Here is a 21,025-nt window from a genome sequence, read left to right on the forward strand (position 1 = left end):
AATGATCAGTCGGCGTACCGGATCCGGTCGATCAGGCTCATCCGCCGGAAGCTTCTCGCCACCGCATAGGTGAGCAGCAGCTGGATCACAGCCACCGTCACGGCCAGAGCCACGGCCGGCACCACAGGATAGTGGTACACGGTAATATTCAGCATCCCGTCTGCTTTTGCGTACAGGAAGACACCATATCCGGCCAGGCTCCCAAGCCCCAGCGACACAAGCAGTGTCCCGGCAGTATAAAACAGGCCTTCCAGCTGCATCATACGCACCAGCTGCTTCTCCGACATGCCGATGGCCTGGATCATCCCCAGCTCTCTTCGCCTGGTATAGATGCTGTTGATCATCGTATTGATCAGATTCATGATACCGATCGCCCCCAGGATGATCAGGAACGCATATCCAATAACTCCGAAAATCATCATGGTTGTCTCCCAGTTTCCCAGATGCTGTTCAAAGCTGTCTGTCTCCAGATATTCACTGGTTTTCGCAAGCCCTGCAAGGGCCGCATACGTTTCCTCCCGTTCGCTGCCGCTAAGAGAGGAATCCACCCGGATCTCGCAGGCATCATTCAGATTAACGCTCTCTCCCGCTTCCGCTGCAATCTCTTCTACCACGGATGACGGAAGCAGGAAGTTCGCCCAGGATATCGCACTCGGATAGTCTCCTATTGCTGCCACCTGGAATGTCCTCTCTACCGTTTTGTTCCCTACCGGAAGCGTCATCTTCACCCGGCTTCCCAGATGAAGTTCCGGGAACCAGCGCATCATATTTTGAGACATCAGGATCTGATCCCCTGATTTCAATTCTTCATAGGTCGCATGGCCTTCAATCTGGCAGTCTTCCATCTCTTTTGCATAATCTTCTCCAAGCCCCTGGATACTGGCGCCTGCAATATCACTTTCCGGATCGATCTCTGTAAGAGCACCTGAAAGATAGGTTTTGATCTCCACCTTCTCCACTCCCGGCACTTCCCGGATCCCGGAGATAAATTCTTCTGTCAGAGGATTGTTCTGCATCAGATTCTCCCACTCCCGGTCCGGATTCATCTTATCCCCGCTCCAGCTATCCACATAGATCTTATAATCCTCCTCAAACTCCTGTCTGGCAATCTCCTTCGGCGCCGCACAGCTGATGACCGTAGCCACCACCATAAAGAGGATCCCTACAGTGCCAAGGGTCAGGATCGTCAGCGCCGACCGCCGCTTATTCCGTGCCAGACCCGCCCGGGTCAGCCGGCCAAGGCTCATCTCCTGAAATCCTTTCCGCTGCTGCTTCTTTCCCGGTCTCTCTCCCTGATAACGCATGGCTTCCACCGGTGAAATCTTTGCCGCCATCCGCATTGGCTTTACCAGCGACAGGTAGACTGTCACCACTACCGTCAGGATCGTAACAAGATAGATCCACCATGTCAGGATCTGCACTTCTCCATTTTCCAGCAGCTGCATACAGATCGTATTCAGATTTTCTTCCGTATATTCTGTCTTAATATTCCCGCCCAGACGGTAAATCCACTCTGTGACAGGCCCTGCGATCAGGCTTCCCACCAGAAGTCCCAGCGGCAGGGCTATGGCAGTGACCAAAAGTCCCTCCCGGAATACAATCTGCCGGATCTGCCGCTTTGTAGCGCCCATAGCCTTTAATTTTCCATATTCCTGGATCTTCGGCACCATAGATACATAATAAATGCTGTAAATCGTCAGTACCCCGGCCATTACCACCACCAGCACGATACATACGATTCCAAAGAGCGCCGTCGGATCTATATAATTGGCCAGCAGATATTCGGTATTGATCACCACATTATCCTCCTGTACGCCAAAATCCGCACCGATCCCCTTAACCTCTTCCTCGATCGCATCTGTAGTCTCTATATTTTTTCCCACATCCTTCAACCGGAACATCACCCGGTATTCCCGGCTTTCCTCAGGAATGGTCTGCTCCATATATTCCTCTGACACCAGCACGGGATAAGACTTCTGCTCCGAACCATTCTCTCCTTCCAGGAATCCGCAGATCCGGAAGGTGTCCTCCTTCTGATATCCCAGCCCGTCCTCTTCATACAGCTGGAAAGGAAGTGCGATCTCATCTCCGATCCCTGCCGTCAGCCCGTATTCTCCCAGCATTGCTTCCGGAAACGCAATCTCATTTCCCGACTTCGGGAACGTACCTTCCGAAAGCTCTACCCTATTTAGCTCCAGCGCCGTATCATCCATATACATCAGAAGAACCGTGGAGTCATCCTCCACCCCCTCGCCAAGATCTATCCGGCGTCCGAGCTTTTCGATATCATTGTGGCTGGAAAGCTTCTGTACATTTTCCTCTGAAACCTGACGGAACATAGCATGATACGGCGGATAATAGGCGTTTACCCCCGCAAAGCGCACCGCCACGGACGCATTTCCCACTGTCAGCACCATAAACACCAAAAGTGTTGTCAGGATAATCGCCGTCCCACTGATCAGATTCCTCACCTTATTCTGCCTTACATTGGCAAGAGCCGTCTTCGTTACCGTCTTCATGCTCTCACCACCTTACCGTCCTCGATGACGATCATCCGGTCCGCCATCTGCGCAATGCTTTCATCATGTGTGATCATCACCAGGGTCTGCCCGTATTCTGTCACACAGTTTTTCAGAAGATTCACCACCTCGATCTCTGTCCGGGAATCCAGGTTACCCGTGGGCTCATCGGCCAGAATGATCGCCGGACGTGAAGCCAGCGCTCTTGCAATAGCCACTCTTTGCTGCTGCCCGCCGGACAGAGTATTCGGAAGCGCGTGCAGCCGGTCTTCCATTCCGATCCTGCGGATGATATCCATCACATACTCCTGATCTACCTTACGTCCGTCCAGTCCGATGGGGAGCACGATATTTTCCCACACATTCAAAGACGGCACCAGGTTGTAGCTCTGGAAGATAAATCCAATCTTCCTTCTGCGGAATACCGCCAGCCTTTCATCCTTCAGCCTGAAAATATCCCTTCCCTCGATCAGCACCTTCCCCGAGTCCGGCCGGTCCAGACCTCCCAGCATGTGAAGAAGCGTGCTCTTCCCTGATCCCGAACGTCCTACTACCGCCACAAATTCTCCCGGTTCGATCCGGATATCCGTATGATCGATGGCTTTTACCAGGTTCTCGCCTGTACCATAATATTTCACCAGATTTTTTGTTTCCAATATTGCTTTCATCTGCAGGCCTCCTTATTATGTCTCTTTGAGTATCTGATGATATGATACTTCCCCAGAATTACAGAAGGCTTACAAAAACAATAACAAAATTGTAAGAAACGTCTCCTGCCGGGATTTTTTACTCCTTCGGGAGCGTCATAACAAATTTACTGCCGCCATTCCTCCCCGGCTTCACGAAAACCGTCCCCTTCTGCCGCTCCAGGATCTGACGGGTCAGATACAGCCCCACGCCGGCCCCTTCTGTTTCCTGCACGTTCTTTTGTTCACCCCGGTAAAATCTCTGGAAAATCTTTCCTCGTTCCTTTTCCGGAATACCCGGCCCTTCGTCTTCTATCTCCACCATCACAAAGCTTACCATTTCCGATACCTGTATCCTGACCCAGCTCCCTGCCGGCGCATATTTTACTGCGTTGTCCAGTACATTGCCAAAAGCCTCCGCCGTCCATTTGGGATCATGACGGATCACAAGCTCCGGGAACTCTTCCGTTTCTATCCGGATTCCCTTTTTAAGCGCCTTCATATAGATGCTGCCTACCGCTTGCTTCAGCGTTTCTTTAAGGCTCCTTTTCTCCTGCTGCAGGCGGATCATCCCCGTCTCCAGTCTGGTCATCTGGACAAACGCCTGCAGAAGATTCTCCATTCGGCTTACATCTTCTCTTTCCTTCCGGATAAACTCCGCCCGCTCTTCTTCTGAAAGCTCCGTGGAGTCCTCAATCTCATAGCTCATTTTCAGTGATGCGATCGGCGTTTTCAGCTGATGGGAGATATCCGTAATGAGCGCCTTCGTTTCCTGCTCTTCCTTCCTGAGCCTGTCTTCCATTTTTTCGCTGCGGTTCTGTGTCTCCAAAAGCCTCCCTTTCAGATACTCGGCCCGGTCCTTTTCCTTTTTCTTTTCCCGGAAGCAGTACCAGCCTGCCGCACCTGCCGCCAAAAATCCCGCTGCCAGAACGACGCCCAGGCCTCCCGCATATATCCAAAGACCGTTGCCCCTCATACTGTCTTCAAACGTATACCCATACTTTTCCAACAGCTTTTTCCCATCTCCCGTATCCGCCCCCTCTTCGTTCGACTTCCCGGTAATAATTCCGGCAAACTCCGCCTCGCCTGCCGGATCAGTCTCTGTCAGCTTTGCCATGATTTTTGCTTCTTCCTCAAACCTCGCCTGCGACGCCCGCAGGAAAAGGCATCCTGTCACAGCCACGAAACAAAAAAGCAGCCCCGCCGCCAGGGCTACTCTCCGAAGCTTTCCTGAATCCATATATATCCCATCCCCCTTACATTCTGAATATAACCGTCACCAATCTTGGCTTTCAGCCGGCTGATATTCACCGGTACTGTATTTTCATCCACAAACTGCCCGTCCACATCCCATACGTGTTCCAGGATCTGCTCTTTGGACAGGATCTGTCTTGCATTTTCCATCATATATATAAGAAGCTGAAGCTCCTTTTTGCTGAGCGAAAGCTGTTCCTCTCCGCAGTATGCCTTCATCTCTGCATAAGAAACCTTAAGTTCCCCGGAGAAAAGGCTGTTCTTCGGCGCCTGCTCCGCTCTGCGCATCACCGCATGCACCTTAGACACCAGCACCATCAGACTGAAGGGCTTCGTCACATAATCATCCGCTCCCAGGTCATAGGCATTGACCATGTCGATCTCCGAATCCAGCGCAGTCAGAAAAAACAGATATACATTACTCCTCTTCCGGATATCCGCACAAAAATCAAGCCCGCTCTTATCCGGCAGATTCACATCGCTGATGATAAGGTCGGGCCTAACGGCGTCAAAAAGCGCTTCTGCCTCCCCTACGGAGAAGGCAGAATACACTTCATATCCTTCTTTTTTTAATTTTAACGAAATCCCCTGGTTCAGGTTCCGGTCATCCTCCAAAAGCAAGATCTTCTGCATCACGCCCAGGCTCCTTTACTGCTGTCTTTATCGTTCATTGTACAACAGGAGTCTTCTTTGCGTCAACCAGACGCCTCCCCGGATTTTCGAAAGATTTATTAAGAATTCTTCATCACAACACTCTCTACCGTGTCAGCCACATGCTCACAGGCATCTGCACAGCGCTCCAGATAGATATAAATCTCTCTCCAGGCGATGATGTGCAGCGGATCGCTGCACTCTGTGTGAAGTCTTCTCATACTGCTCATAAAGAGCCTGTCCGATGTTTCCTCCAGGTCATTGATCTGGATGATCAGATTTTTCAGTTCCTTGGAATGACGGAAATCCGAAAATGCCTTCAGAAGATCACGGACCTTTTCGCAGCACCGGATCACCACGTCTGTCATCTCCAGCGCGTCATCCTCGATCTCCTGTACATTGCTCATATAGATGCGCATCAGCACATCCTCCACCTTATCCGTCATAGTGTCAATATGCTGGGAGAGTTCCACGATATCCTCACGCTCAATAGGCGGGATAAATTCCTTTGCCAGTTTGTCCAGCATATCGTGCTTCTTTCCATCGGCACGGTTCTCGATCTCATGGATCTCCTCCAGATATTTCTCAAGCTCCTCAGGTTTAAAATCTCCCAGAACTCTCCGCAGAAGCGCCGCCGCCTGACAGGATTCCTCCGCACATGCGACAAAATTATCAAAATAGTATGCGTCCTGTTTTCTTGCCATTTTCTTTTCCTCCTGTTATTTATCTAGAAAAACATCATAAATATCTTAGCCATTACAAAACTGATCAATCCGCAGCCCGGGAACGTAAAGATCCAGGTCAGCATCATATCTTTTACTACGCCAAAGTTGATGGCCGAAAGCCGCTTGACCGCTCCCACTCCCATGATCGCACTGGTCTTGGTATGGGTTGTAGACACCGGAATACCGGTCACACTGGCCAGCAGAAGACAAAAGGCTCCTGCCAGATCCGCCGAAAAGCCCTGGAACTTTTCCAGCTTCACCATATCCATCCCCACAGATTTAATGATCTTTTCTCCGCCCACACTGGTGCCCACACCCATCACTGTGGAACACAGCACCATCAGCCATACCGGGATCATCATACCTTCCACACTATTCTGGCCATTGCAGAACGCCACGCCAAGGAACAGCACGCCGATAAACTTCTGACCGTCCTGGGCTCCATGCATAAAACTCATAAAGGCCGCTCCAAAGATCTGGCCACCCCGGAAGAAGGAATTCGTCTTTCTGCGGTCCATATTTGCACAAAGCAGGGATATTCCCTTACAGATCAGCCATCCCACAAGGAATCCCAGCGCCAGACTAAGCACCAGTCCATAAAGGACCTTCACCCATTCATTAAAATTAATGCCTCCTATGCCTCCCTGCACGGCAATCGCCGCCCCGGAAAGTCCGGCGATCAGACTGTGGCTCTCACTGGTGGGGATTCCAAACACCGAGGCCGCCACACTGTATACTACAATGGAGAAGAGCGCCGCACACAGCGCTACCAGCGACTCGTGCGTCTCCCCGCCAAAATCTACCATGTTACTGATGGTGGATGCCACCGAACTGTTAATGTGTGTCATTACCAGAACACCCAGAAAATTAAATACTGCACTCATCCAGATTGCATGCCGTACATTCATACTCCGTGTCCCGATACAGGTAGCGATCGCATTCGGCGCATCTGTCCATCCGTTGACAAAAATAACTCCCAGCGTCAGGACTACCGTAACCAGCATCACTGGGTTTGCCATAATCTCCTGGCAAAAATAAGAAAATGATACATCCATATAAGCTCCTCTTTTCTCCTCATCCTTTACTGCCAAAGTTCCTTACGGATACATGACAACAAAAAAAGACAGCTGGAAAACCATACATGCCCGCCTCCGGGTCAGCATCCTTTTCGTTTTCTGTCTTCCTCCTGTCACTTTGATTTTACATGATTTTAACCAAAATATAACATTGCACCTATCCGTTGTCAACGGAGTTCTTTTTTCTTTACATTTTTTTAGCGGTTTCGACACAAGTAAAGGCGGATACCAAACTAACATATTTGATATCCGCCTCTACTTTGTTGGTTCTGTCATTCTTTTTACCTCTTTCTTAAAAAATCTGGTAAATCAACTTAAGTCTTCGGTGGTCCGTACCTTCCTTTCTTAGATTTTCCTTCCCAAATGTGTTTTACATTTTTCTGGGAAATCTTCCTCAACACTTGTGTTGATTAAAATAACTTTTCATTATTTACAGCTCGCGTCTGTCTTATAATGAACATCTGTTATTTTGTATCTTTAATATAACATCCGAACCAACTATTGTCAATACATTTTTTAAATAATTTTTATTTTATTTTAACTTTAATTTTAAATTGTCAAAATTATCTGTCATTTTTAGCCTGCAGAGGGCGTTCCTTTCGGATTGTCTCCTCCACCTTTTTCGTCACATCATATTCAAGAATCTTAAGATTCAAAAGCTGCACGGCCAGATAGATGGCTGCCAGCCCTGCCCAGCAAAGAAGATATGCCCGGATATCCCCTGCGTCAAACTCCCGCAGCCGGAACACGATTCCGGTAAATACGGGTACAAACACAGCAGACAAAAGAAGCGGGATCCACAGGAAACGGCTTACCTCCCTGCGCTCGGTGCGGACTCTTTCTGTCTGCCGCATGCCAAAGCACTCCATAAACTGATATCTCTTCTGCATCTGCGGCAGCTCCATCTTTACCTTTACATGCAGGAGGAACAGGCTGATTGCAAGCAGCATGAGTATCAGGCATCCGTTGACCGTCATATCCGCCATACGCTCCACATATCTCTGCCGCACCGCTTCCTCCTTTGCATAAGCGCTTTTCACCATAGAGTCGTGGGCTTCGTCCTCCTGGTGGGCCTCCTGGAAGGCTTCCATATATGTGTGCGCCTGCTCCTGGTTTTCTTCAGGCACCTCTGCCAGTACAAGCTGTGTAGATCCTTCCTCTACCTCCCGGTGTGCCTCTTCAAAATACGCATCCGAAAAGACGATCAGGTTTTCGTATTTCCCCTGCCGGAAGCAGCCGATCAGGCTCTCCGTTTCCTCTCCTGTGATCTGCCTTGGTGGAAAAATCGTCTCCCGGTCCAGCATATTATAAGGATAGACCGGCGTTCCAATATGTACATACGGCGTCTCCAGTCCCAGGTACCAGTCCACCGGCTTTGCCTTGGCCGCCACATCCTGCTGGTAGACAATATGGACAAAATTTCCTTCGTCGTCAAGCTTAAGTTCCTCTGCCTTCTCTCCCAGCGCGTCTTTCAGCTGCCGGTAAGTACTCTCTGAAATCCCGATATTCTGTCCCTGGGGGATCATCGGCTGACGCATATCATCCGGCATCTCTGTATTATCCACGGTTGTTGCCCGCACCATCGGATAAGTGCTAAGTTCGGCGTCGCAGGCTTCCTGAAACTCTCCCAGAAGTTCTTCGTCCGTCTCATTTGCCAGGAAGACATAATCATACGGAAAGAGACTTTCCGGATCCTCAGCGATCTGATTCGACACCAGCCTGACTCCGAAAAAGAACAGCACACAGATATGTACAATGGTAAGCAAAGAGACGTAGCGCACAGTGGTGCGGAACCGGTAACGGATCATATGTCCCCGGGGAATCTCTCTGATATAGACCTCTGGCTGTTTCTCTCTCCAGGTGATCAGGATCGCCCATGCATTCCGGATCACTACAGCAAGGCAAAGAAGGAACAGGCTCAGGAAAAAGATGCTCTCGCCGGTCCGTCTCTCGGCATATCGGCAGATACACCATCCCGCAAGGATACAGGCTATGAGCAGCCAGAGCCACTTAAGCCTTCCCGGCATTTTTTCCGCCCGCGCGGCTGTAGCTCGTCCGTCCGTGGAACTCCTTGCAGCTTCCATATCATGGGAAATCGCAAAGCCTACAAGCTCGATCAGAAATACTCCGCCCGCTGTCCACAGATAAGAAAAAACCGTTACATTCCCAAGATCTCCCAGCTCCGGCGCAAAATATCCCGCCACGCTCCGGAACAGCTGGATCAGAAGCGTTCCCGCCGCCATTCCGGCAATCCCCGCCGCCGCAAAGCACAGCACGATCTCCCGGATCCAGGCCGCAAACCGTGCGTCACTGCGGATTCCCAGCGTCTCCAAAAGCCCGGTACTCTCAGCGCGTCTCTGCCGGTAAAAAGATAATACCAGAGTCACCAGGAACAAAGCGATCAGCACCATCACGATCAGGAAATCCCTCATGATTTCTACAAGCCCTGCTCCCAGGAGCGCCTGCTCTTCTCCATGGCTGGAGGAAAAAATATTCAACATTCCAACTCCTGTAAACAGGAACATCGCTGTCAGAAATCCTGCCAAGAACAAAAAGCACACATCTCTCCAGCGGAATTTCAGATCCTTCCACAGCATCTGATAATAAAGCCCCGAGTATCTTCCCGGAAAATAGAGCCGCCGTTTCCGTTCTTTTTTATACAGGCGTCTCCTCTCATCCTCCTCTTTCTTATTTCTGGCCGCCTCATCCCATGCCTCAGCCATCTTTTCTGCCACCAGCCAGATCCCGTTCAGAAAGATCAGGCTCATGGGGTAGAGCAGATGAATGACCGGCAGCGCATCACCTGTCCAGGAAACGGATACCGTCCAGAAATAATTGGGAATGACCGCAAGTACATTCATCGCCGGAAGAAGCCACCTGGTTTCTTTTCTCAGCAGTGTGAGAATCAGAATCAGGATACTCATGATCCACACTGCCATCATAATCCACAAAAGCATCTGGAACAGGATCGAGATCTCCTGTACATCATTTTTCCCAAGCGCCTGCAGCATCGGAAAATCCATTTTGAGCATACTGGAAAAATCCTGAAGCCAGAAGCCCCTTGCCAGATACATGATCACATTATAGTTTCCGCTCTCCGTCTGGATCCAGGGAAACAGAAAATAGAGCTGGGCTAAGATGCTCATCACCACATCCACCCACTGATTTTTTACAAATTTAGAAAATATCGTTCCTCTCATGTCTTTACCGTCCTACTCTATCGTTCGTCTGTCTGCTTTGTACACCGCATCGTTCCCCTCTCTTGCGGCGCCACAACCTGCTTCTATCTATTATAGCTTAAAGCATATCCGTCTACAAGAGCGGTCGCCAAGGTCTCGGACAAACCCGGCCTTGGCTTGCCGCATCCACAAAAAAGCTGCGGACTCGACGGTCCGCAGCTTTTTCCTTTTTCTCTTGTTACTCCGCCAGAAAGGAGGAAAACTTCTCCTCCACAAGCCCTTCATCTTCACCGTTTACCAGCAACAGCATCGGCATCCCCAGTTTGATCGTCATAAGACCGACGATGGACTTTCCATCAATCCGGACATGCCTGTTTGATATATTCACCACGTCAATATCTGATTTCATTTTCTGACAGGCCGCACAAAAAGACATGATCTGCTCCGGCGTCACAAATTTAATCTTTTTCTCTATCATTTCCTGTTACCTCCTGCATCCTGCACACTCCTGTTACTATACACTATTTTGTCGACTTTTCATACAAAAATTTGAATCCTTAGCAAAAGTTTTTCACCGGCCATACTTTTCTGGACTGCCGTTCTCTTTTCTTATATAATAATTGTTGTAATATATAACATTTCTGTTTGAAAGAGGGAAAGAAAAATGAAATGTAAAAACTGTGGCCAAAAACTAAATGATGGAGATCTGTTTTGCGGGAACTGCGGAGCTCCGGTTCCTTCTGGACATTCTTCAAAAAAGGTCGTTTATATTGTGATCGCAGTTGCCGTCGTACTTGCGATTGCCGCAGGTGTCATCCTTGCACTGACAATCGGATCCGACTCTTCTAATGATTCGAAACCGGCAGCTGAAATCCAGTCAGATACTGACAGCTCCAAAGATTCTGAAGCGGATACCTATATAGGCGAAGAGGAGGATGCGACCGGAAGCAGCAATACCACGGACGATACGGACAGCAGCCATCATGCAGACGGCTCTGAATCTGAGCATCCTTTTACCATCGATCCCGAGAGCCATGCTGATTACACCGCGTCCCTGGATCCATCCGAATACGCTTTTTATTCTTCCGAAATATCAGAATTTAATTTCTGGTACCCAACGGAGTTCTATAATCATGTAACCTATAATACCACGTCCTTCGACACAACACTCGGGACCAGCGAAGAAGAGATCACCTTCACCGCCGAAGACAGCTCCCAGCTTATGTTCCGTGCGATCAGGCGTACCGACCCTATGGATCTGGACGAGATGACGAATACGGTTTACACCTCGGAGCTTGGCCTTTTATCTTCCTCGGAGGTCATCCTTAATACGGTAAAGGACGGCGCCGGCAAGATCATTGTAACCGGCTGGGATAAAACGTATCCGGATAATACTGTTTACTCGCTGACAAAAGTGAAATCTGACTACATCCTGCAGATGAAAGTCGTTTTCCCTGAGTATACCAATGCAAATGACGAACACCAGAAAGGATATCTGACAGAATGTTACTACCGTATGTGCGGCTTTTCTGATGCCGATCCCTGGCGGACATACGATGAATATCTGAGTGAGGTTAATTAATTATGATGAAAACATGGAAATTTTTGATTTATCTGATACCTGCTACCCTTCTGCTGACATCATGTTCCGGTAAAGCTACGGAAGAGACCGCAGGCCAGGAAGTACAGGAGGCCGGAAAGAATACAGAAGCCGCTTCGAAAGAAGACGACGACGCCGAAAAAGAGACCAAGGAACCGGAGATCCTGCACTTTGTAGACGTATACCAGAATCCTTATCAGGTCGAGATCAACCCAAACGTCGAAAAGCACGATTACAAAGACGACTCCTTTGTCCACAATGGCGACCGGCTTTCCTATGAGGACGACAGCAATTATACTTACCGGCTGGGTGTGGACGTCTCCGAGCACCAGGGATATGTGGACTGGCAGACGCTAAAAAACAGCGGATTTGAGTTTGCCTTTATCCGGCTTGGCTACCGGGGCTACGGTCAGGAAGGAAGAATCTGCCTGGACCGGGAATTTCACCGGAATATCCAGAACGCGCAGGCCGCCGGTTTTGATGTGGGCGTTTACTTTTTTGCCCAGGCCGTGAATGAGGAAGAGGCGCTGGAGGAAGCAAATTTTGTCCTCCAGAATCTGGAAGGGTATACGCTGCAGCTTCCTGTCGTGTACGATCCGGAAAGCATCCTGGATGACGAAGCCCGGACAGACAATGTTTCCGGAGAGCAGTTTACCAAAAATACGGAAGTTTTCTGCTCTGCCGTAGCCGACGCCGGATATGATCCTATGATCTATGCCAATATGCTGTGGGAGGCCTTCGAGCTGGACCTGGAGGAGCTCTCGGAATATCCTCTCTGGTACGCCGACTATGAACCGGCTCCCCAGACTCCGTATCATTTCCGGTTCTGGCAGTATACGAATCAGGGGCAGGTGCCCGGGATCACGGGGAATACCGACCTGAATATAGAGATGGTGCCGAGGTGATCAGTGAGAATTCTAAAATGACTTTTGTATATACAAATCAAGCCTTGATCGCTTTTTTCGATCAAGGCTCTTTTATGTCCATTCATATTCAGTACGAGCTTTCCATGTAATATAGCGTCCTTCATCACCCTCCTTTAATCAATATAATTTCTGACATTTGAGAACCCGCAAATTCTTCTATTTCTTCAAAATCTTTGCTATAACCTGCATAAGAAATTCATCTCTTCCAAATGAAGCAAGGAAGAATTCACCAAATTCCTATTTTCTCTGTAATCATTCTCAATATTAACTTCTAAATAATCTACTAATTCTGGATATTGATTCCAAATTCCCCACTGATCTCGAAGTGTAAAATCTGTACACTGTTTTACGCTCTTAATCTTACAGTTATTGCAAGAATTACACAAACAAATATTTCCTAACAAAAGCCTTCATACACAAACTCCAACTGTTACGTATATAGTTTACTTTCTCATTTATATTTATGATGATGCATAATTAAGAACCTGTTGACACTATCTTATTTGAAAAATATTTTCAATGACGAAACACTATATTAATCGTACTCTTAACATATCCCCAGGCAATTTTTCTCGCTTTCCGTTCTACTATACTGTCCACGCAAAAAAAAGCAATAATTACACATATGCTAACCCATACCGCATTTACCAAAAGCCAAAAATAAGAGTCCAGCCTCATTGGTATTCTACCGAAGCCCCAAACAACTATTATAAAGATAATTGCGTTTGTCAGCCATCTACGATAAGTTGGCCATGCGCTACGTTTTAAAACTCTATGATTTGCAAATAGAATAATATCATTCGCACGATATAGTACTGCCGCAATTGTTCCAAACAATACGCCATATATTCCAAATTTAAATACACATACAAAAGAAACGACCAAATTAATAGCTGTCTCTAGCCATGCTCGCCACTGAGTCGATTTAAACTCTCCTGCAAAACCGATAATAAAATTAGAAGATATACGTCCGTAACTCAATAATTGATAAATCCCAAATAATACTGGCAATCTCCAATCTATATAATTTATATCTGCACCTGCTGTATATAATCTCATAAATGGCAGAATAAAAATAGACGTTATTGCATATAACGAAAAAACCAATGCCAGATAATAAGTTTCAAAAGCCTCATTCAGTTCTATGTAACGTTTCTTATCTGTATTAAATATTTGTCCCAATGCTGATTGGACACTATTGGATACGATTGTAATAATATTATTTACCATTCCGTAAATAGTAGCATACATAGAGTAGATACTAACTGTCTTTAATCCAGACACAAAGGTCAGAATTAATACATCCGTATGACTGAATACTAAAGATGATATCTGATGCATAAAGACAGCGCCTCGCTGTGAAATAGCTTTAAAATTGGGCGATACACTCAAATCCAGCCATTTATAATTTTTCTTGATATACCAACTGACATAAATCATTTTTATAAGATTAAAAATCAGATATGTCGTCTGTACCGCTACTATGCTTTTTCCATGCATCAATAAAATAATTCTTGTGACATCGGTTAATACTGTTGTAACAGTACCTAGATTTGTTGTAACATAATTTCTGTTATCAACTCTAAGTAACATATTATACTTGCCCTGAACCAGATAGCTGATTACACTGCCTGACCCTTGTAACAGTATGACTAAACAACAAGTCATGTAAGGAATTGTTGTATCTAACAAAAGAGGATATACAACACTTAATACACCTACGCATCCCGCATATATCACACCGATTTTTTTATAATAGCGATCTGTCGCTGCCAGAATATGATTAGCAGCATCATGTTCTCCTCGACCAATCGGGCCATACAACGCCACCACGGAGGCATCTCCCACTCCAACTTCCAGCAAGGCAAGGTAGACATATATTTGACGAATTGAGGATAGAAGTCCATTCACTTCGGAACCATAATTTACAATAAACAGCCTGGGAATAATAATTGCCACAACAGAAGTCAACAAATTTCCAAGTATTCCCCACACTAAGTTATTAAGACTATTTTTTTTTCTGGACATATTGTGTCACCTCAAATTTTAGCTTTTTAAATTCTATATATGAATTATGCACAAAACTTTTAATATCTACAAATCAAATCCTCCACCAGAATTTTCGAGCTCCTCCTTCCAGCTTTTCCACTCATCATCCGTACGCTCTGAGAAAATTTTATTTGATACCGGAAGTGTTTCCAACCTCTTTTTCTGCTTGTCTATATATTCATCATAGGTACACAAAATCCTATAAGTCGTATCAGATCCCCGCACAACCACTGAATTGTCTGGAATATCTCTTGAACAAATTGTTCCCGCACCGACAATCACCTTATTCCCAATGGTAACTCCCGGAAGAATTACTGAGCCATAACCAATAAAAACATCGTTTCCTATTTTAACCGGAGCTACTTTACAATAGCCTAACGACTTCTTTGTTGTTCCATCATGTGCAAGAATAGTAGTCCCTGAAATTGTTACATTATCTCCTATCGTAATCAAATGTCCAAAACAATAATCAATAGCACTGTCCGGTCCGTCAAAGTTCTTCCCTATAGTTACGCCTCTGGCTCTCCACTGCTCTTCTTTCGACAATGTCGGCGGCTTTTTTCTAATCCCCAAACTATATATTATAGATTTCAAAACTTTCTTGAGCCAACTCATATTTTTACCTTTCAACACTCGGGCTCTTTCTGTCCCACTTGCCACCATTTTCTTTGATATGCGATCTATGTTCGCTACTAAAAATCATATGGCTGCCAACCCTTTTGTTCACAATAGAATTTGCACCAACAACGCTTCCCTCTCCTATTGTTACCCCTTTCAATACCAGTACATTTGTTGCCAGCCATACATGATCTCCAACAACTACAGGCGCCGGACGATTTGCGACTTCACCTTGTTCATCTATTATCTGATGATGATCGCTGTCATAAACCACAACATTCCGTCCAATCATTACATCCTTTCCAAAAACAATTTTTTCTGCCACAATCACCGTACTATTACTGTTCATTGTAAAATATTTACAGTCAAAAACAGCATCCTTCAATATTTCAACTGTTGACCCATAAGAAATTTTACATCCGCCATAAATACTCCAGACTGCTCTCTCCCTTAAACGAAGACGCGTTTCTGCTTTCGATTTTCGCAGAAGATCACAGCCAATTTCTATATCTCCTCCACCAATATAAATCCGTGCGCCTGGCGCAATATCAATAACGGTATTCTTGTACGGAATTAATTTACTCTGATCAGTTCGAATAATTGATTTACAAAAATAATTCAAATGTAAGAACTGCAAAATATTTATTTTTTTTAAAAATCGAACTCGCTGTACAATTTTCTTTATCATTTCATGCTCCCGTTAAAATACTCTAACATTGCCCGCCATTGTTCATCATTCTGACCCTCTGCAGCATTAACATACCAAAGACTCCCTTCTGCCGTCCCATAAATTGTAATAGGAAACGAACGCCAAGGAGTTGCCGCTGTTATTTTTGTATTATTACGATATGCCATAAAAGTCAGCCACAGATCATCTGCATAGGGGCATAGTTTCTGAATCAGGTTCACATCAAAAAGCTTTTCATCCAATGTATGTGGCGGATATAATGAGCCGCTTCCCGAAAAAATCTGAATGTTGTCTGAATGTTTGAATGTCTCTTTTAACTTTGGATTTCTCCACAAAGAGGGCTTTGCTTCAAAAGATGGCTCTATTACCTGCGCTGTCATTGTACATATATCATCTGGATTTTCATTATGCATATCCAGCAATTTCTTAATTGTATCCCGGGGATAGAACATATCATCATCTGCCAAAATAATCAAATCCTCCGGATATTGCTGCATCACATAATAATACTTCTTATGACTGCGCAGGTCTTCACAAAACCGAATTGTAAGACCTCTCTCCCTCTGTCGCAGTAATGCTTCAGGTAAATCATCCATATTTTCAAACTGTGTTTTTGCTAACCACAAAATAATTGCATCAGGTTTCACACTCTGCCGCAGAAGAGTCTCAATTGTCAGCCACACTGTGCCTATACGTTTGGGGTAAGACGTCAGTGATACAACAACTTTCTGTTCTCGTGGTTTTTCTGCTAGGCCACATCGTTTTAATGGATGATTCATATACCAATTCCGAACTAGTACATTATAGAACCATTCTATCCTATCCAAAAATTTTTTTAAAAATTTTGCCGGTTCTTTTCTCTCCTCTTTGGCTTTTTTTTCTTTTCTTTTTAGATAAAAATATAATCTATAAATGAATGAATACATTTTTCTTTACCCTATATGTAATATATTCCGTATAACTCTATTTGTATATTTTATATATAATGCAAAATCCTTTTTTGTTGCTGTCCCTGTCTTTTTCAGTTCAAGATAATGTTTTTTTATCAACTCTGCTTTTTTAGTATCTATTGCATTGCCGAAACGAAGCTTTGCATAATATCCCTTTACTATATCATTATATTTTAATACATCTTTATCCGATATTCTCTCCAGTGTATGTAATAAGATCTGTTCATAATTGTATAGTTGTTGAATGATTTTTTCACTGGAATTTTGACTATGAGAATGACTTTCGGTTCTCACAAAATATTTATATACTGACTCGTCCACATATCCGGGCTCCCCATAGTACCAGCCTAACGGCAAAAGTATCTGGGCATTCTGCCCACCTGCGCCTGTATAAATTTCTCGATTCAGAATTACCTTTTCAAATGCAGCTGTTTTTACTAAATATCCGGAAAAAAATACATCTCTTACCATAAGAATATCTTCAAAAAAAGCATATCTTCCATTTTTCTTTCTTCTTTCAAAAACATCCACTATTTTATCAGGCTCGTCCTCATCTACAGCTATAGCTTTACCGTAACAGTAAACATATTCCGAATGCTTTTCCAAAAAATCAACTTTTTTCTTAATAAAATCAGGCAGAATTTCATCATCAGAATCTAACCAGGTAACATATTCACCCGTAAATAGCTTCATACCTCTATTTAAAGCTGCTGCCTGACCTGCATTTTTCTGAAATTCATAGATCAAGGTAATTCCTTTTTTATCAAACAGCGAACGATACTGATTTACTATATTTTCCGTTCGGTCAGTTGAACCATCATTTATTAGAACCACCTCTAAATTAGTATATGTTTGATTTAAAATCGAATCAAAAAAACGAGAAAGATAACTTTCTCCATTGTAACATGGTGTAACAATACTTACTAATGGTTTATTCATATTATTTTCCTAACAATTTTTTAACTTCGCAGATATTTTCCAATATAGAATAATCAATTCAGGATTCAAATTAAAAGCACCCAAGAAAAATGCATTTTCATTTGGATAACGTTTGCTCGCATATCCTTTTTTATAAATGGACCGATAACATAAGACGATATATCTCATTTTCGCCTTATCATCTAACAAACCCTTTACACGGGAATACTCCCAAATCAAAGCATGAAGATATTCGTCATAAGCTATCTCTTCAAGTTCTCTCAAATGATGTATATGATAGAATTCGATGCGTTGCTTTAATGCTGGAAGATAATCCAACTTTCCCACATGAAATTCTTTATTCATAATACTTGTTGGGTTCTGAAAATAGTAGGTCAATTTTTGTGGAATTACAGCAATTTTTTTACACCGAAATAATATTTGATGTGTGACAAAAATGTCCTCAAAAATTTTGCCCTCCGGATATTGAATTTTATCAAAAAGCTCTTTTTTATATAATTTCCCCCAAGGAGCAACATACTGTAAAGCTTTGTCGCTCCCTGAATATATACGATACAATGCGGTTTCCCCATCGATTACTTCAATAGGAATTCCGGTACAGTATGTAAACTGAAATGAATTCTCAACACCTTTTTGGAAATCACAGATTGCTAAATCTGTATCTTCCTCTACAAGTGTTTTATGCATAACTTCAATCATACCATCATATAGGTAATCATCACTGTCAACCATAAGAATATATTTTCCATTAGCATTAGCTATACCTATATTTCTTGCTCCGCTTATTCCTTTATTGACTTGATGTATAACTTTAATACGACTGTCTTTTTGAGCCCATTTATCACAGATCTCCGGACACCGATCCGGAGATCCATCATCAATAAGAATAATTTCAAGATTTCGATATGTCTGACAGACAACAGAAATAATACATCTATCTAAGTATTCTTCTGCTTTATAAATCGGTATAATAACTGTAATTAAATCCATTTACCCAATACTCCTGATTATATTCTTTATGTTTCTAGCCCTTTCTACATATTCATCCATCACTTTTTCAAGATGTCCTTTAATTTCATGTTCATGCTCAAATATCCACCTGAATGCCTCAATCAAGTTTTCCTTTTCTCTTAAATCCTGGACCGAAATCACATAATTTTTTTCTGTTCCAAACAGATCTTTGGCAATTCCCCGAGATTTAATAGAATATCCCAGCACCAAGGTTGGTACTCCCGTGGAATATGCCGCAATTGTTGCATGGGTTCTCGCACCAACAAAAAACCGACATCTGGAAATATAACCTTTTAACTGCATACAATTACAATCATCAATAAGCACTACACGGCCAGTGTTTTTAAATTTATTGTACAACTCTCTCAGGACAGTTCTATCATCATTATCCTCCCACACCACATGAGGAATCAATGCAATAGCACATTCTGTATTTTCTAAAATCCATTGCATCATATATACAAAATTATCATACACAATTCCTTTTCTGGATTCTTTCCTAATAACCAGCGGGCTTACATTAAGTCCGATAGTATTGTTTTCTACAAATCCTTCAGGTAATGGAAGATATTCTGCCGGAAGGGTAAACGCTGAATCTGGATTGAGACCAATATTAGCCAGGCCATTGTCCTTTAGCAATTGATATGTCAAAGATTCTCTTGCCGATATGTAATCGTAACGCTTCATATCTTCAATAAAAAGCGGATCATCAAAAAGCTGCTTTTCTAAAGAGCATCCCAATAAAATCGATTTACATCCCCTTTTTGAAATCAGCTCATGCAATTTAATAAATTTGGGATAATCATCATAGCAGTAAATGTCTCCTCCCACAGATATTTCTACCGCTCCCTTTTTCAAAGATTTTATACTTTTCCTATAAGGAAGAATATCCATTGGAAAATAGTTTCTGTTTTTCTTTAACTGAAAATATGCTTGTAAGAAATCAACATTAAGTTTGGAATATGCCTGCATTCCCGGCTGAATATCTGCCACTTCTTGAAGCCCATAATGAAAATCCTGTTGCGGTGCCTCGGACAATAGCTTCATCTTGTTTTCCTGCTGCATTAAAATGCATATACTGCGTACAAGCGCCTCACAGCCATGATTAGCACTGCCTCCGTGATTATAAAGGAATATTTCGCCCATTTTTCCTTAACCTCCTGTAAATCCCCCTTATCATCTTTCTGCCATTCAATAATATTAAAGCTGTATTATAACTTTTCTTTGCAACTGCTTTAAGAAGCCATCTGATAAAACCACTAAACTGCTCAGGATGAATACACTCTAAAATTTCATCACTCTTTCCAATTTTACTAAAATACCCTTTTATTCTCTTCCCACTTTCATTTGTATGAAAAAGCACAAAATAAACATATTCCCCAACTTTTCGGTCAAGTATCTTTTGATATTGTGAATATTGATTTGTCGTTACAAACCACCTTTTTATATCCAGATGTACTATAAGTTGACTGTAATAATCAATCATACTATTATTCTGATAATTTGTATCTGTCTGCAAATAAAAAAAGCTGTTTATAGGCGCAAAATATGCCTTTTGAACATATGGGTACAAATGCGCATAAAAATCTAAATCCTCTGCAAGGCTGATTTCTATGGGAAACACTGTCTTAGATTTTTCCAGCAGTTTTCTTCTTATCAGCTTATTTGAAATATAGCCAAAAAAACCATTTTCGTACTGATATTCAATAAAATTCCTACACAGCCCTTCCTGATCTGCGGTCCCTTGATATTGATTAAAAACTTCCTTTACCAATTTACCGTTTTCATCGATCATCTGAAAATTGGTGAAAAGTATGTCAACGCCAGCACTTTCTGCCAATGCTATACCTTCTGATAAATATTGAGGGTCTATAAGATCATCGCCATCTAAAAACTGTATCCACTCTCCCCGAGCATACTTTAAACCAACATTTCTCGCATTTGAAACACCGCCGTTAGGAATATTAATCAAACAAATCCTGTGATCTTTCTCTGCATATTCTTCCACAATTTGGGGGCTTTCATCTGTTGATCCGTCATTTATAATAATAACTTCATAATCATCAAACTTCTGCTGCAAAATGGATTCTAATGTTGCTGCTATGTATTTACTTTTGTTAAATAACGGAACAATGATTGATACCTTTGGCATAA

Annotated in this window: 18 protein-coding genes; 2 read left to right on the top strand and 16 right to left on the bottom strand. The window is 43.7% G+C overall.

Going from position 1 to position 21,025, the window contains the following annotated elements; all coding sequences use genetic code 11:
• Window positions 1-5: 5 nt before the first annotated feature.
• The 8 genes from BKD12_RS02540 to BKD12_RS02575 all read right to left on the bottom strand — a co-directional run bounded on the left by BKD12_RS02540 (window position 6) and on the right by BKD12_RS02575 (window position 10,568).
• Entirely contained in the window at window positions 6-2,519 is a 2,514-nt protein-coding gene (locus BKD12_RS02540) for an ABC transporter permease (RefSeq protein ID WP_070087754.1), read from the bottom strand.
• Window positions 2,516-3,187, bottom strand: coding sequence for an ABC transporter ATP-binding protein (locus BKD12_RS02545; RefSeq protein WP_070087755.1), 672 nt, complete (start codon window positions 3,185-3,187; stop codon window positions 2,516-2,518). Before BKD12_RS02545 ends, BKD12_RS02540 begins: the two co-directional genes overlap by 4 nt.
• Before the next feature lie 118 nt (window positions 3,188-3,305).
• Window positions 3,306-4,445 carry a sensor histidine kinase gene (locus BKD12_RS02550; RefSeq protein ID WP_070087756.1) on the bottom strand — a complete coding sequence of 380 codons (1,140 nt, stop codon included), beginning with the start codon at window positions 4,443-4,445 and terminating at the stop codon, window positions 3,306-3,308.
• Entirely contained in the window at window positions 4,418-5,092 is a 675-nt protein-coding gene (locus BKD12_RS02555; RefSeq protein ID WP_070087757.1) for a response regulator transcription factor, read from the bottom strand. Before BKD12_RS02555 ends, BKD12_RS02550 begins: the two co-directional genes overlap by 28 nt.
• 98 nt (window positions 5,093-5,190) lie before the next feature.
• The gene (locus BKD12_RS02560; protein WP_070087758.1) at window positions 5,191-5,814 is read right to left on the bottom strand and encodes a DUF47 domain-containing protein; all 624 of its coding nucleotides are present in this window, start codon (window positions 5,812-5,814) and stop codon (window positions 5,191-5,193) included.
• A 23-nt stretch (window positions 5,815-5,837) separates the two neighbouring features.
• Window positions 5,838-6,890 (bottom strand): inorganic phosphate transporter, encoded by a 1,053-nt coding sequence (locus BKD12_RS02565; RefSeq protein WP_070087759.1) that lies wholly within the window; start codon window positions 6,888-6,890, stop codon window positions 5,838-5,840.
• A gap of 584 nt (window positions 6,891-7,474) precedes the next feature.
• On the bottom strand, window positions 7,475-10,111 hold the full coding sequence (locus BKD12_RS02570; RefSeq protein ID WP_070087760.1) for a hypothetical protein: 2,637 nt from the start codon (window positions 10,109-10,111) through the stop codon (window positions 7,475-7,477).
• A 217-nt stretch (window positions 10,112-10,328) separates the two neighbouring features.
• Entirely contained in the window at window positions 10,329-10,568 is a 240-nt protein-coding gene (locus tag BKD12_RS02575; protein ID WP_070087761.1) for an HPr family phosphocarrier protein, read from the bottom strand.
• 186 nt (window positions 10,569-10,754) lie between these two features.
• Between BKD12_RS02575 and BKD12_RS02580 the strand changes: the two genes are divergently transcribed.
• Together BKD12_RS02580 and BKD12_RS02585 are read left to right on the top strand one after the other, a co-directional pair.
• Window positions 10,755-11,672, top strand: coding sequence for a zinc ribbon domain-containing protein (locus tag BKD12_RS02580; RefSeq protein WP_070087762.1), 918 nt, complete (start codon window positions 10,755-10,757; stop codon window positions 11,670-11,672).
• 2 nt (window positions 11,673-11,674) lie between these two features.
• Entirely contained in the window at window positions 11,675-12,595 is a 921-nt protein-coding gene (locus tag BKD12_RS02585; protein ID WP_070087763.1) for a glycoside hydrolase family 25 protein, read from the top strand.
• 537 nt (window positions 12,596-13,132) lie between these two features.
• Here BKD12_RS02585 and BKD12_RS02590 read toward each other — a convergent pair.
• The 8 genes from BKD12_RS02590 to BKD12_RS02625 all read right to left on the bottom strand — a co-directional run bounded on the left by BKD12_RS02590 (window position 13,133) and on the right by BKD12_RS02625 (window position 21,023).
• Window positions 13,133-14,644 (bottom strand): polysaccharide biosynthesis protein, encoded by a 1,512-nt coding sequence (locus tag BKD12_RS02590; RefSeq protein ID WP_070087764.1) that lies wholly within the window; start codon window positions 14,642-14,644, stop codon window positions 13,133-13,135.
• 66 nt (window positions 14,645-14,710) lie between these two features.
• Window positions 14,711-15,298, bottom strand: coding sequence for an acyltransferase (locus BKD12_RS02595; RefSeq protein ID WP_176730908.1), 588 nt, complete (start codon window positions 15,296-15,298; stop codon window positions 14,711-14,713).
• Entirely contained in the window at window positions 15,285-15,971 is a 687-nt protein-coding gene (locus BKD12_RS02600; RefSeq protein WP_070087765.1) for an acyltransferase, read from the bottom strand. Before BKD12_RS02600 ends, BKD12_RS02595 begins: the two co-directional genes overlap by 14 nt.
• A complete protein-coding gene (locus BKD12_RS02605; RefSeq protein ID WP_070087766.1) occupies window positions 15,968-16,897 on the bottom strand; it encodes a glycosyltransferase in 930 nt (309 codons plus the stop codon). The genes BKD12_RS02600 and BKD12_RS02605 overlap by 4 nt, the downstream gene beginning before the upstream one ends.
• 6 nt (window positions 16,898-16,903) lie before the next feature.
• Entirely contained in the window at window positions 16,904-17,860 is a 957-nt protein-coding gene (locus BKD12_RS02610; protein ID WP_083262799.1) for a glycosyltransferase family 2 protein, read from the bottom strand.
• A 9-nt stretch (window positions 17,861-17,869) separates the two neighbouring features.
• Window positions 17,870-18,850, bottom strand: coding sequence for a glycosyltransferase family 2 protein (locus tag BKD12_RS02615; protein ID WP_070087768.1), 981 nt, complete (start codon window positions 18,848-18,850; stop codon window positions 17,870-17,872).
• Window positions 18,851-20,017: a polysaccharide pyruvyl transferase family protein gene (locus BKD12_RS02620; protein WP_070087769.1), complete on the bottom strand. Its 1,167-nt coding sequence runs from the start codon at window positions 20,015-20,017 to the stop codon at window positions 18,851-18,853.
• Window positions 19,995-21,023 carry a glycosyltransferase family 2 protein gene (locus tag BKD12_RS02625; protein WP_070087770.1) on the bottom strand — a complete coding sequence of 343 codons (1,029 nt, stop codon included), beginning with the start codon at window positions 21,021-21,023 and terminating at the stop codon, window positions 19,995-19,997. Before BKD12_RS02625 ends, BKD12_RS02620 begins: the two co-directional genes overlap by 23 nt.
• Window positions 21,024-21,025: the final 2 nt, after the last annotated feature.

It is taken from the genome of Merdimonas faecis, assembly GCF_001754075.1.
Classification (GTDB): domain Bacteria; phylum Bacillota; class Clostridia; order Lachnospirales; family Lachnospiraceae; genus Merdimonas; species Merdimonas faecis.

What these genes read in the sequence shown, in the direction of transcription:
- BKD12_RS02540 (WP_070087754.1), bottom strand. Translation starts at nt 2,519, where the DNA reads ATGAAGACGGTAACGAAGACGGCTCTTGCCAATGTAAGGCAGAATAAG.
- BKD12_RS02545 (WP_070087755.1), bottom strand. Translation starts at nt 3,187, where the DNA reads ATGAAAGCAATATTGGAAACAAAAAATCTGGTGAAATATTATGGTACA.
- BKD12_RS02550 (WP_070087756.1), bottom strand. Translation starts at nt 4,445, where the DNA reads ATGGATTCAGGAAAGCTTCGGAGAGTAGCCCTGGCGGCGGGGCTGCTT.
- BKD12_RS02555 (WP_070087757.1), bottom strand. Translation starts at nt 5,092, where the DNA reads ATGCAGAAGATCTTGCTTTTGGAGGATGACCGGAACCTGAACCAGGGG.
- BKD12_RS02560 (WP_070087758.1), bottom strand. Translation starts at nt 5,814, where the DNA reads ATGGCAAGAAAACAGGACGCATACTATTTTGATAATTTTGTCGCATGT.
- BKD12_RS02565 (WP_070087759.1), bottom strand. Translation starts at nt 6,890, where the DNA reads ATGGATGTATCATTTTCTTATTTTTGCCAGGAGATTATGGCAAACCCA.
- BKD12_RS02570 (WP_070087760.1), bottom strand. Translation starts at nt 10,111, where the DNA reads ATGAGAGGAACGATATTTTCTAAATTTGTAAAAAATCAGTGGGTGGAT.
- BKD12_RS02575 (WP_070087761.1), bottom strand. Translation starts at nt 10,568, where the DNA reads ATGATAGAGAAAAAGATTAAATTTGTGACGCCGGAGCAGATCATGTCT.
- BKD12_RS02580 (WP_070087762.1), top strand. Translation starts at nt 10,755, where the DNA reads ATGAAATGTAAAAACTGTGGCCAAAAACTAAATGATGGAGATCTGTTT.
- BKD12_RS02585 (WP_070087763.1), top strand. Translation starts at nt 11,675, where the DNA reads ATGATGAAAACATGGAAATTTTTGATTTATCTGATACCTGCTACCCTT.
- BKD12_RS02590 (WP_070087764.1), bottom strand. Translation starts at nt 14,644, where the DNA reads ATGTCCAGAAAAAAAAATAGTCTTAATAACTTAGTGTGGGGAATACTT.
- BKD12_RS02600 (WP_070087765.1), bottom strand. Translation starts at nt 15,971, where the DNA reads ATGATAAAGAAAATTGTACAGCGAGTTCGATTTTTAAAAAAAATAAAT.
- BKD12_RS02605 (WP_070087766.1), bottom strand. Translation starts at nt 16,897, where the DNA reads ATGTATTCATTCATTTATAGATTATATTTTTATCTAAAAAGAAAAGAA.
- BKD12_RS02610 (WP_083262799.1), bottom strand. Translation starts at nt 17,860, where the DNA reads ATGAATAAACCATTAGTAAGTATTGTTACACCATGTTACAATGGAGAA.
- BKD12_RS02615 (WP_070087768.1), bottom strand. Translation starts at nt 18,850, where the DNA reads ATGGATTTAATTACAGTTATTATACCGATTTATAAAGCAGAAGAATAC.
- BKD12_RS02620 (WP_070087769.1), bottom strand. Translation starts at nt 20,017, where the DNA reads ATGGGCGAAATATTCCTTTATAATCACGGAGGCAGTGCTAATCATGGC.
- BKD12_RS02625 (WP_070087770.1), bottom strand. Translation starts at nt 21,023, where the DNA reads ATGCCAAAGGTATCAATCATTGTTCCGTTATTTAACAAAAGTAAATAC.